The 9,356-nt window shown below is 66.8% G+C and carries 12 protein-coding genes; 6 read left to right on the top strand and 6 right to left on the bottom strand.

From position 1 onward, the window contains the following. Nucleotides 1-16: 16 nt before the first annotated feature. Together serC and map are read right to left on the bottom strand one after the other, a co-directional pair. Complete coding sequence (gene serC / locus ACRCUN_RS21680; protein ID WP_462143679.1) at nt 17-1,129, bottom strand: phosphoserine transaminase; 1,113 nt, start codon at nt 1,127-1,129, stop codon at nt 17-19. 94 nt (nt 1,130-1,223) lie between these two features. Next, on the bottom strand, nt 1,224-1,988 hold the full coding sequence (gene map, locus ACRCUN_RS21675; RefSeq protein ID WP_462143678.1) for a type I methionyl aminopeptidase: 765 nt from the start codon (nt 1,986-1,988) through the stop codon (nt 1,224-1,226). Nucleotides 1,989-2,109: 121 nt separating this feature from the next. Here map and ACRCUN_RS21670 point away from each other — a divergent pair, with 121 nt between their 5' ends. Continuing rightward, nucleotides 2,110-3,126 (top strand): AurF N-oxygenase family protein, encoded by a 1,017-nt coding sequence (locus ACRCUN_RS21670; RefSeq protein ID WP_462143677.1) that lies wholly within the window; start codon nt 2,110-2,112, stop codon nt 3,124-3,126. A gap of 9 nt (nt 3,127-3,135) precedes the next feature. Then, entirely contained in the window at nt 3,136-4,809 is a 1,674-nt protein-coding gene (locus ACRCUN_RS21665; RefSeq protein WP_462143676.1) for a 4Fe-4S binding protein, read from the top strand. Here the strand turns inward: ACRCUN_RS21665 and ACRCUN_RS21660 are convergent. Next, nucleotides 4,806-5,222 carry a nuclear transport factor 2 family protein gene (locus ACRCUN_RS21660; RefSeq protein ID WP_462143675.1) on the bottom strand — a complete coding sequence of 139 codons (417 nt, stop codon included), beginning with the start codon at nt 5,220-5,222 and terminating at the stop codon, nt 4,806-4,808. The two genes, ACRCUN_RS21665 and ACRCUN_RS21660, sit on opposite strands and share 4 nt — an antisense overlap. A gap of 108 nt (nt 5,223-5,330) precedes the next feature. Here ACRCUN_RS21660 and ACRCUN_RS21655 point away from each other — a divergent pair, with 108 nt between their 5' ends. After that, complete coding sequence (locus ACRCUN_RS21655; protein ID WP_462143674.1) at nt 5,331-5,510, top strand: DUF2795 domain-containing protein; 180 nt, start codon at nt 5,331-5,333, stop codon at nt 5,508-5,510. Between the two features lie 3 nt (nt 5,511-5,513). On the opposite strand, the gene ACRCUN_RS21650 is transcribed toward ACRCUN_RS21655, so the two are convergent. Next, a complete protein-coding gene (locus tag ACRCUN_RS21650; protein WP_462143673.1) occupies nt 5,514-5,966 on the bottom strand; it encodes a VOC family protein in 453 nt (150 codons plus the stop codon). A 148-nt stretch (nt 5,967-6,114) separates the two neighbouring features. On the opposite strand from ACRCUN_RS21650, the gene ACRCUN_RS21645 reads away from it, so the two are divergent. Together ACRCUN_RS21645 and ACRCUN_RS21640 are read left to right on the top strand one after the other, a co-directional pair. Continuing rightward, nucleotides 6,115-6,429, top strand: a complete 315-nt coding sequence (locus ACRCUN_RS21645) for an ArsR/SmtB family transcription factor (RefSeq protein WP_462143672.1) — start codon at nt 6,115-6,117, stop codon at nt 6,427-6,429. Further along, nucleotides 6,426-6,812 (top strand): VOC family protein, encoded by a 387-nt coding sequence (locus ACRCUN_RS21640; RefSeq protein ID WP_462143671.1) that lies wholly within the window; start codon nt 6,426-6,428, stop codon nt 6,810-6,812. The genes ACRCUN_RS21645 and ACRCUN_RS21640 overlap by 4 nt, the downstream gene beginning before the upstream one ends. 76 nt (nt 6,813-6,888) lie before the next feature. Here the strand turns inward: ACRCUN_RS21640 and ACRCUN_RS21635 are convergent, their stop codons facing one another. Both ACRCUN_RS21635 and ACRCUN_RS21630 read right to left on the bottom strand, forming a co-directional pair. Further along, a complete protein-coding gene (locus ACRCUN_RS21635) occupies nt 6,889-7,497 on the bottom strand; it encodes a maleylpyruvate isomerase N-terminal domain-containing protein (RefSeq protein ID WP_462143670.1) in 609 nt (202 codons plus the stop codon). Continuing rightward, nucleotides 7,494-8,612, bottom strand: coding sequence for a citrate synthase 2 (locus ACRCUN_RS21630; RefSeq protein WP_462143669.1), 1,119 nt, complete (start codon nt 8,610-8,612; stop codon nt 7,494-7,496). The genes ACRCUN_RS21635 and ACRCUN_RS21630 overlap by 4 nt, the downstream gene beginning before the upstream one ends. Nucleotides 8,613-8,654: 42 nt before the next feature. Here ACRCUN_RS21630 and pdxH point away from each other — a divergent pair, with 42 nt between their 5' ends. Further along, nucleotides 8,655-9,356 (top strand): pyridoxamine 5'-phosphate oxidase, encoded by a 702-nt coding sequence (gene pdxH / locus ACRCUN_RS21625; protein ID WP_462143668.1) that lies wholly within the window; start codon nt 8,655-8,657, stop codon nt 9,354-9,356.

Genomic DNA, 9,356 nt, shown 5'->3' with positions numbered 1-9,356 from the left:
CCAGAGGAATGTGTACTCAGAGATTTTCCAAGACCCAGTCCACGCAGCTCGTCAGTGCGCTCACGTCGTCGGGTTCCACGGCCGGGAACATGCCGATCCGCAACTGGTTGCGGCCCAGCTTGCGATACGGCTCGGTATCCACAATTCCGTTTGCCCGCAGCACTTTTGCCACCGCTGCGGCGTCCACGTCATCGCTGAAGTCGATCGTGCCGACGACCTGCGACCGCAAAGCCGGGTCGGTGACGAACGGCGTGGCGAACGACGCGGCCTCGGCCCATGAGTAGAGCCGCTGCGACGAGTCGGCGGTGCGCTTGACCGCCCACTCAAGGCCGCCGTTGCCCAGCAGCCAGTCGAGCTGTTCGGCCAACAGCACCAGCGTGGCGATCGCCGGGGTGTTGTAAGTCTGGTTCTTGAGGCTGTTCTCGACCGCGATGGGCAGCGAGAGAAAGTCGGGCACCCAGCGGTCCGACGCCGCGATCGCCTCGATGCGAGCCAGCGCCGCCGGGCTCATGACGGCGAGCCACAGCCCGCCGTCGCCGGCGAAATTCTTCTGCGGCGCAAAGTAATACGCGTCGACGTCGGTGATGTCGACGGGCAGGCCGCCGGCCGCCGATGTCGCGTCGATGAGGATCAGCGCGTCATCCGAACCGGCGGGACGCTGCACCGGCACCGCCACGCCCGTCGAGGTCTCGTTGTGGGCCCAGGCGATCGCGTCGACCGACGGATCGGACTGCGGCTCGGGTGCCGTGCCCGGATCGGACTTGACCACGATCGGGTCGCCGATGAAGGGGTTCTTGGCGACGGCCGAGGCGAACTTCGAGCTGAACTCGCCGTAGGTGAGGTGCAGCGAACGCTTGTCGATGAGGCTGAACGCTGCGGCATCCCAGAACGCGGTCGACCCGCCGTTGCCGAGGATGACCTCGTAACCGTCGGGCAGGGAGAACAACTGACGCAAGCCGTCGCGGACGCGGCCGACCAGGTTCTTCACCGGCGCCTGCCGGTGGCTCGTGCCGAACAGATCGCCTGCGGCGGCCAGTGCGGTCAACTGCTCGGGCCGGACCTTGGACGGTCCGCAGCCGAAGCGCCCGTCACCAGGCTTGAGGTCGGCGGGAATGATCAGTTCAGCCATGCCCGCAAGCCTAATGACCGGCTGTCGACCGGCCGAGCGTGGGCCCTGTGCACGCAAACCGGCCCGAACTCGTGCATTGGCCCCACGGTCGCCACTAAAGCGTCAGAATCCGGGCGCCGTCGGCGGTCACGGCCACGGTGTGTTCGCTGTGCGCGGCGCGGGCGCCCGTTGCGGTGCGCAGCGTCCAGCCGTCAGGGTCGTGGACGTAGTCGTCGGTGCCGTCGGCGATGAGCATGGGCTCGATCGCGAGTACCAACCCCGGCTTCAGCTTCATGCCTTTGCCTGGGCTGCCCTCGTTCGGCACGTGCGGATCTTCGTGCATCGTGCGGCCGATGCCGTGGCCGCCATGGTCTGCGAGCCGGCCGAATCCCGCACCTCGGGCCACCGATGCGATCGCGTTGCCGATGTCTCCCAGGGTGTTGCCGGGCCGGGCCGCGGCGATGCCCGCGGCGAGCGCGGCGTCGGTCGCCTCGATCAACGCCGTGTCGGCGGGCCGCGCAGTGCCGACGACGAAACTGCGGGCGGCGTCGCCACACCAGCCGTTCAAGATTGCTCCGAAGTCGACGGACACGAGGTCGCCGTCAGCGAGGACTTGGCCGTTCGGGACGCCGTGCACCACGGCGTCGTTGACGCTCACGCACAGCACGGCGGGGAACGGACTCGGGGCCCAGCGGGGGTGGTAGTTGAGAAACGGCGACGTGGCGCCGTGGGAGGCCAGCACTTCGGCCGCGACGCGGTCGAGATCGGCGGTCGTGCGCCCCGGTGCGGCGATGGCGGCGACAGCGCGCAATGCTTCGGCGACGACCGCTCCGGCGGCAGCCATGGCCTCGATCTGGTCTTTTGTCTTCAGCTCGGCCACGGCGAACGATCCCTTGGCAAATTTTTCAAATCGGGCATGGACATTTACTCGATACCTGCGGTACCGTTGTACAACAAGTGGGTAGATGTAAACCTCAGACAAGTATAGAGAGGTCTGCAACATGGCTCGGACCAAGATGGTCAGGCGCTGGCGCAAGAACATGGACGTCAGCGACGACGCCCAGTACGTCGACATGCTCTCCACGCTGTCCGAGGGGTCGGTGCGGCGCAATTTCAATCCGTACAAGGACATCGAGTGGGATTCGCCGGAGTTTGCCGTCGTTCCCAACGATCCGCGCTGGATCCTGCCGGCGACCGACCCGATGGGCGGTCATCCGTGGTACCAGGCGCAGCCGGTTGAGCGGCAGATCGAGATCGGCATGTGGCGCCAGGCCAATGTCGCCAAGGTGGGCTTGCACTTCGAGAACATCCTGATCCGCGGTCTGATGGAGTACTCGTTCTGGGTGCCCAACGGCTCGCCGGAGTACCGGTACTGCCTGCACGAGTCGGTCGAGGAGTGCAACCACACCCTGATGTTCCAGGAGATGGTGAACCGCATCGGCATGGACGTGCCGGGCATGCCGCGGTTGCTCAAGTGGCTGCAGCCGCTGATCCCGCTGGCCGCGGGTCCGCTGCCGATTCCGTTCTTCTTCGGCGTGCTCGCCGGTGAGGAGCCCATCGACCACACGCAGAAGAACGTGCTGCGCGAGGGCAAGTCCCTGCACCCGATCATGGAGCGGGTCATGGCGATTCACGTCGCCGAGGAGGCCCGCCACATCTCGTTCGCGCACCAGTACCTGCACAAGCGCGTTCCGCACCTGCGCCGCCGCCAGCGGTGGATCCTGTCGCTGTTCGTGCCACTGACCATGCGGATCCTGTGCTCGGCGATCATCGTTCCGCCGCGTGCGTTCTGGAAGGAATTCGACATTCCGCGCTCGGTGCGCAAGGAGCTGTTCTTCGATGCGCCTGAGTCCCGAAAGATGTTGCGCGACATGTTCGGTGACGTCCGGATGCTGTGCTACGACACGGGTCTGATGAACCCGCTCGCCAAGCTCATGTGGAAGATCTGCAAGATCGACGGGCCGCCGAGCCGCTACCGCAGCGAGCCGCAGCGCGAGCACCTGGTGTCGGTCGCCTAGAGGTCTCGCATGCCCCATGTGATCACCCAGTCGTGTTGCAGCGACGGGTCCTGTGTCTACGCGTGCCCGGTGAACTGCATCCATCCGTCACCGGATGAGCCGGGCTTCGCGACGGCGGAGATGCTCTACATCGATCCCGACGCGTGCGTTGATTGCGGCGCGTGCGTCAGCGCGTGCCCGGTCGGGGCGATCGCGCCGGATACGAAGCTGGAGCCCAAGCAGCTGCCGTTCATCGAACTGAACGCTTCGTTCTATCCCAAGCGCGAGGGCAAGCTGCCGCCGACGTCAAAGCTCGCACCGGTACTGCCCGCGCCGAAGATCACGCGGGGTGGCCCGCTCACGGTCGCGATCGTCGGGTCCGGCCCTGCCGCGATGTACGCCGCGGACGAACTGCTCACGCAGCGCGGCGTGCGCGTCAACGTGTTCGAGAAGCTGCCGACGCCGTACGGGCTGGTGCGTGCCGGTGTCGCACCCGACCATCAGAGCACCAAGCGCGTCACGCGCCTGTTCGACCGGATGACCCAGCAGCGGGGATTCAAGTTCTTCCTCAACGTCGAGGTCGGCAGACACCTGTCCCACGCCGACCTGCTCGAACACCACCACGCGGTGCTCTACGCCGTCGGCGCCCCGAACGACCGGCGCCTCGAGATCGACGGCATGGGCCTGCCGGGCACCGGGACCGCCACCGAGATGGTCGCCTGGGTCAACGGGCATCCGGACTTTACCGACCTTCCGGTGGATCTGAGCCATGAGCGCGTGGTCATCGTCGGCAACGGCAACGTCGCATTCGACGTCGCGCGCGTGCTGACGACCGACCCGGACGCGTTGGCCCGCACCGATATCTCCGACCATGCGCTTGCCGCGTTGCGGTCGTCGCAGGTGCAGGAAGTCGTCGTCGCGGCGCGTCGCGGCCCGGCATCCTCGGCCTTCACCCTGCCCGAGCTGATCGGGCTGACCGCGACGTGCGACGTCGTGCTCGACGCGGCCGACCACGAACTGGTGCAGCGCGATCTGGCGACCGCGTCAGACCCGTTGACCCGCAACAAACTCGAGATCCTGTCGAAGTTGGGTGACGCGTCAGCGCCGATCACCCGGCCGCGGATCCGGCTGGCCTACCAGCTCACGCCGCAACGCGTGGTGGGCGAGGACCGCGTGACCGGTATCGAGTTCGGCGTCACCGGCACCGATCAGGTGCGCACGATCGACGCCGGGCTGGTGCTCACGTCAATCGGCTACCGCGGCAAGGCGATTGCCGATCTTCCGTTCGACGACGGCGCCGCGGTGGTGCCCAACGACGGTGGCCGCGTGATCGACCAGGCGACCGGTGGCCCGGTGCGCGGCGCGTATGTCGCCGGCTGGATCAAACGTGGGCCGACCGGGTTCATCGGTACCAACAAGTCCTGCGCGGCTGAGACCGTCCGCAACCTTGTCGACGACTACAACGCCGGAATGCTGGCCGATCCCGCCCACAAGGCGTCGGCACTCGACAAGCTCGTGCATTCGCGTCAGCCCGACGTCGTCGACGCCGCGGGTTGGCAGGCGATCGATGCCGCCGAGATCGCACGCGGCGGTGAGGACCGGCCACGCGACAAGTTCACGACCGTCGACGCGATGCTCGCGGCCGCCGCGACGGCGCCGACACCGCCGGTACACCAGCGCCTGCTGGCCGGGCTGCTCCGCTAACTCGTCGCGGCGACGATCGCTGCGGTGTCCCAATAGAACGGCCGCACCTCGGCGATACGTCCGTCGACCACGCGGATGGTCTGCAGGATCGGGAAGTTCAGTTCGCGCCCCGTGGCCCGGGCCCGGGCGTGGACCTGCGTGAGTACGACGGCAGTTTCGGCGGTCGAGAGGAACTCCTGTTCGACCATCTCGAATGCCGACCACGTCTGGCTCATCGCGGTGAAAAACCGTTCCATGCCGTCGTGGCCGCGCCAGGTCCCGCCGTAGGGCAGCGCCTCGGCCTGATGCAGGACCACATCGTGTGCGAAGAACGGCGCGAGGATGTCGAACTTCGCCGCACCCGGCCCGCCGGCGGCGAGGTAGTCGCGTTCGGCGGCGTACATCCCGCGCAGGACGTTTGCGGTCTCGTTCACTGCTTTCACACCTTGTAGACGGTGGCCGTGCCGGAAACGTGAGATGAGGTTTCGATTTTCGGCGCCCGGTTACTCCCGACCGATAGTCACATGAAGGGAGTGATCCGAATGCCCAACCCCATCGATGTGCAGAAGGCACTGTCCGGCGCGAAGTACCCGTCCTCCAAGCAGGACCTGATCGAGCACGCCAAGAGCAACGGCGCCGACAGCGAGATCCTCGACGCCCTCGGCAAACTGCCCGACGGCGAGATCAGCGGGCCCGATCAGGTCCAGAAGGCAGTCTTCTGACCGCTACTGCGATGACTTCATCGCCGCTTCGATCTCCTCCATGCTGACCTCGCGCACCGGCTGGCCCAATGACCACTGGTGGCCGAACGGGTCGCGGACGACGCCGTAGCGGTCTCCCCAGAACTGATCCTCGAGCGGGTGGACAACCTGGGCTCCGGCCTCGACCGCGCGGGCGAACTTCGCGTCGACGTCGGTGACCGTCAGGTGGATGGTCACCGGCGTGCCGCCCAGCGCCTTGGGCGTCGAGGACTTGCCTTCGCTGAACTCCGGGAAATCGTCGTTGAGCATCACCGTGGATCCATTGATGTTGACCGCGGCGTGGATGAGCTTGCCGCCGGGGCCGGGCACTCGGCCCAGCTCGGTGGCGTCAAATGCCTTGACGTAGAAGTCGATCGCGGCGGCCGCGTCGTCGACGACGAGGTGCGGTGACACTGCGGGAGTTACTTCGATCGCCATGATTGTCTCCTGGTGATAGTGGGCGGACACAATGCAGACCCGTCGCGTGGGCGGATCTCATCGCTGCGGCATGACCCATGCAACCACCAGGGTCCGACAAGCTCGCGAACATTGACATGCAAGTGACAGCTTGCCTATCGTGGCGGCTGTGGGTGACGTCTTCAAGGCCTTGGCCGATCCCACCCGCCGGATCATTCTCGACGAGCTGACCGAACGCGACGGCCAGACGTTGTTCGAGATCTGTGCCCGGCTGCTGACCAACCACGGCCTGTCCTCGACTCGGCAGGCGGTCTCGCAGCACCTGGATGTGCTCGAGGACGCCGGCCTGATCGAGACCAGGCGCGAGGGTCGGTACAAGTTCCACCACATCAACACCGCACCGCTCGAACCGATCGTCGAGCGGTGGCTCAAGCCGCCCCGTGACATGCACACCGAAACCGATGGGGGAGAGGGACCGACATGAGAATCAATCTGACGAGCGTGCTCGTGGACGACCAGGAGAAGGGCCTGCGCTTTTACACCGATGTGTTGGGTTTCGTTCTCAAACACGACGTTCCGATGGGTGTCGACCGGTGGATCACTGTCGTGTCCCCGCAGGACCCCGACGGCACCGAGCTCGTCCTCGAACCCAGCGGGCATCCGGCGGCCAAGCCGTTCAAGGACGCGCTGGTAGCCGACGGCATCCCGTTCACATCGTTTGCGGTCGATGACGTCGCGGCCGAATACGAACGGCTGTCGGCACTCGGCGTGCAGTTCACACAGAAGCCGACCGCGATGGGGCCCGTCATCACCGCCGTGTTCGACGATACGTGCGGCAATCTGATCCAGATCGCCCAGCACGCCTAGGCGGTAGCGCCGAGACCGACGCAATGGTCGAATTTTCGCTGATATTCGACCATTTCGTCGGTCTCGCGTACACCCGCTAGACGACGGAGAACGACTCGGGCAAGCCGGCCCGGCCGGTGAGGGCCAACAGCACCGTCTCGCCCTCGCCCAGTGCCACTCCGACCCCGGCGGCCAGCGTCGTCGCGGCCGCCAGGACGTCGGCGGGCAGGTGCGCAGCCACACCGGTCGCGCGGGCGATGTCGAGGCTGTGCACGGCCAGCTCGAAGATGCGGGTCTGCAGGTAGTCGCTCAGCCGGATGCCGTATCCGCCGATCACCGTGATCGGCGGATCACCCACCCCGTCTATATCGGAAAGCGCCTGCTCCACAAGCTTTTCCACTGCGGCGACCGGATCATCGCCGAGGTCGCGCCCGGCCTGCCTGCCCCGCTCGACGATCGCTTCTGCGCCGGCGTCGGACATGAAATCCCGTATCGCGACGTAGTACTCGACGGGCCCGGCGAGGTCGGCCTCGGCAGCGGGAGAGTGCAGATAGGTGCTCACGGTGATGAGCGACCGGGAGGTGTGGCCGACGAGCGCACGCAGATCCCACTCGCCGAGCCCGGGCCCGTCGAACAGGTCCGCGGGCAGCGCCCGCACAAGCCGCGCGAATGCGTGTGCGGCAGAAGCGAAGACGTCGGCGGTCATCGCACGGCGATCTGGTCCCATCCGGCAACGGATTCCGCGCTGCGTGGCTCGGGGCCGACGTAGATGGCCGACGGGCGCACGAGCTTGCCCAGCCGCTTCTGCTCGAGAATGTGCGCACACCAGCCCGCGGTGCGCCCGCAGGTGAACATCGCGGGCATCATCGTCGCGGGCACCTGGGCGAAGTCGAGAATCACCGCGGCCCAGAACTCGACATTGGTCTCGATGGCGCGGTCGGGCCTGCGTTCGCGCAACTCGGCCAACGCCGCCTGCTCGAGTGCCGCGGCCACCTCGTAGCGAGGGGCGCCCAATCGCTGTGCGGTCGCCCGCAACACGCGTGCCCGCGGATCCTCGGCCCGGTACACCCGGTGCCCGAAGCCCATCAGCTTGTCCCCGCTGTCGAGAATCGCCTTGACCACCGCGCGTGCGTCGCCGGTCTTCTCGACCTCCTCGATCATCGGCAGCACTCGCGCGGGGGCGCCGCCGTGCAGTGGGCCGCTCATCGCACCGACGGCACCCGACAGGGCCGCGGCCACATCGGCTCCGGTGGACGTGATCACCCTGGCGGTGAACGTCGAGGCGTTCATGCCGTGTTCGGCCGCGGTCACCCAGTATGCGTCGATCGCCTCGACGTGCTTGGGGTCCGGGTCGCCCTGCCAGCGCGTCATGAAACGTGATGTGACCGTGGGGCATTCGTCGATCATGCGCTGCGGCACCGCGGGCTGATAGATGCCACGGGCGGATTGAGCGACGTAGGACAGCGCCATCACCGATGCGCGAGCCAACTGTTCGCGCGCGGTGGATTCGTCGACGTCGAGGATGGGGGCGTAACCCCAGATCGGCGCGAGCATCGCAAGCCCGGCCTGGACGTCGACACGGACGTCACCGCTGTGGATCGGCAACGGGAACGGTTCGGCGGGCGGCAGACCGGTGCCGAAACTCCCGTCGACCAGCAACCCCCACACGTCACCGAATGTGACGCGTCGGGTGACCAGCTCTTCGATGTCGACGCCGCGGTAACGCAGCGCGCCACCATCCTTGTCGGGCTCTGCGATTTCGGTGGTGAAGGCGACGACGCCTTCCAACCCGGCGATGAAGTCGTCCGGTACGGCAGCCATGGGCAGATTCTCGCACTCGCGCGCAGGCGTAGCGTTATCGCGGTGGCAATACCGGATGACGGCCGAAAAGACGCAGACCTGGCGGCCATGCGCGTCGAATACGTGGAAAAGGACGGCCACGGCGATCTCGACGTCGATTGGCTCGGCGACGATCCCGCGACCGGCTGGCTGACCCTGCTGCGGACGTGGCTCGCGGAGGCTCATGCGGCCCGCGTGGCCGAGCCGAACGCGATGGTGGTCGCCACCGTCGATGAGCGGGGAAGGCCCGTGACGCGGTCGGTGTTGTGCAAGAGCGTGGACCAGACCGGCATCACGTTCTATACGAACTACGACTCCGCCAAGGGCGAGCAGCTCGCCGCGAATCCGTATGCCTCGGCGACGTTCCCGTGGTATCAGCTGGGGCGTCAGGTGCATGTACGCGGTCCGGTCACCAAGGTGACGGCCGAGGCCACCGCCGAATACTGGTCGAAGCGGCCGCGGGGGTCGCAGCTCGGCGCGTGGGCGTCGCAGCAGTCACGTCCCATCGACAACCGCGCGGCACTCATGGAGCAACTCGCCGAGGTCACCGAACGGTTCGCCGAACTCGACGAGGTACCGGTGCCACCGAACTGGGGCGGTTATCTGATCGCGCCTGAGGTGGTCGAGTTCTGGCAGGGCCGGGAGAACCGGGTGCACAACCGCATTCGCATACAGGGTGCCGGCGCGCCGGCAGATGGATGCCGCGTCGAGCGGCTCCAGCCCTGA

The sequence above is a fragment of the Mycobacterium venezuelense genome, assembly GCF_054919535.1.
The sequence above is the reverse complement of the archived record's forward strand: the minus strand, read 5'-3'. Positions and strand labels throughout refer to the sequence as shown.

Bases quoted from the DNA above. Each gene is read 5' to 3' on its own strand.
- serC (WP_462143679.1), bottom strand. From the start codon at position 1,129: ATGGCTGAACTGATCATTCCCGCCGACCTCAAGCCTGGTGACGGGCGC.
- ACRCUN_RS21635 (WP_462143670.1), bottom strand. From the start codon at position 7,497: ATGACCGCCGACGTCTTCGCTTCTGCCGCACACGCATTCGCGCGGCTT.
- ACRCUN_RS21670 (WP_462143677.1), top strand. From the start codon at position 2,110: ATGGCTCGGACCAAGATGGTCAGGCGCTGGCGCAAGAACATGGACGTC.
- ACRCUN_RS21640 (WP_462143671.1), top strand. From the start codon at position 6,426: ATGAGAATCAATCTGACGAGCGTGCTCGTGGACGACCAGGAGAAGGGC.
- ACRCUN_RS21650 (WP_462143673.1), bottom strand. From the start codon at position 5,966: ATGGCGATCGAAGTAACTCCCGCAGTGTCACCGCACCTCGTCGTCGAC.
- ACRCUN_RS21655 (WP_462143674.1), top strand. From the start codon at position 5,331: ATGCCCAACCCCATCGATGTGCAGAAGGCACTGTCCGGCGCGAAGTAC.
- ACRCUN_RS21630 (WP_462143669.1), bottom strand. From the start codon at position 8,612: ATGGCTGCCGTACCGGACGACTTCATCGCCGGGTTGGAAGGCGTCGTC.
- ACRCUN_RS21665 (WP_462143676.1), top strand. From the start codon at position 3,136: ATGCCCCATGTGATCACCCAGTCGTGTTGCAGCGACGGGTCCTGTGTC.